Genomic DNA, 1,262 nt, shown 5'->3' with positions numbered 1-1,262 from the left:
CTCCATAATAGGGCACCTTGGCATCGCTGCCCGGCGCGTTCGACACGAAGCATTCATTCTCGCGGATGCCCTCGAAGCGCAGCACCTTGCCGGCGAACATGAACGTGTCGCCATGCGTCAACGTTTCGAGGAAGGCCTCCTCGATCTTGCCGAGGACCCGGCCGCCACGCGAAGCCGCGCCTTTGCTGCCGGCCTGCACATATCGAACATTCAGCGCCGGCACCTCGATGATGGTGCCGACATTCAGCCTGTATTGCTGGGCGACGCGCGGATTGGACACCCGCCACAACCCGTCCTTGTTCAAACGGATGCGGGCATAGCGCTCGTAGTTCTTGAGCGCATAGCCGCCGGTGGCAACGAAGTCGATGACGCGGTCGAATGTCGGCCGGTCGAGGCTGACATAGGGTGCTGCCGTTCGCACCTCCTCGTACAGGTCATCGGCACGGAACGGCGCGCCGCAGGCGCAGCCGAGCACATGCTGGGCCAGCACATCGAGCCCGCCATTGATCAACGGAGGCGTGTCCTGCGCGCCTAGATAGTTCGCGTCGAGGGCGGCCCGGCATTCCAGCACCTCAAAGCGGTTGGCGGGGATGAGGATCGCCTTGGACGGCTCGTCCATGCGGTGGTTGGCACGGCCGATGCGCTGTGCCAGTCGGCTCGCCCCCTTTGGCGCGCCGACATGCACCACCAGATCGACATCGCCCCAGTCGATGCCGAGATCGAGAGTCGAGGTGGCGACGATGGCGCGCAGCGCGTTTTCGCCCATCGCCTTCTCGACCCGCCGGCGCTGGGCGACGTCGAGCGAACCGTGATGCAGCGCGATCGGCAACGTGTCCTCGTTGACCCGCCACAATTCCTGGAACAGCAGCTCCGCCTGGCTGCGCGTGTTGACGAACAGCAGGGTCGTCTTGTGGCGCTTGATTTCGCGATAGATTTCCGGCGTGGCGTAGCGCGCAGAATGTCCCGCCCATGGCACGCGCTCTTCGGAGTCGAGGATGGAAATCTCCGGTTTCGCACCCCCGGTGACGACGATCAGTTCGGCCATGTCATGGCCTGTCGAACCCTTGGGTGGATTCTGGCTGACCAGCCAGCGCCGCAACTCGTCAGGTTCGGCCACCGTCGCCGATAGCCCGATGGTTTGCAGACCAGGGACAAAGCTGCGCAACCGTGCCAGGCCGAGCGCGAGCAGATGCCCGCGTTTCGATGTCACCAGCGAATGCAGTTCGTCGAGCACGACGTAGCGCAGATCTTCGAAGAAGCGT

Annotated in this window: 1 protein-coding gene; it reads right to left on the bottom strand. The window is 64.0% G+C overall.

Annotated features, from left to right (window positions below):
- A partial coding sequence (locus EN879_RS36285; protein WP_281034628.1) for a helicase-related protein occupies positions 1–1,262 on the bottom strand: 1,262 nt, incomplete at both ends.

Origin of the sequence: Mesorhizobium sp. M7A.F.Ca.AU.002.02.1.1 (assembly GCF_003998535.1) — a bacterium.
GTDB lineage: Bacteria > Pseudomonadota > Alphaproteobacteria > Rhizobiales > Rhizobiaceae > Mesorhizobium > Mesorhizobium ciceri.
This window is presented reverse-complemented; position numbering and strand designations above follow the sequence as displayed.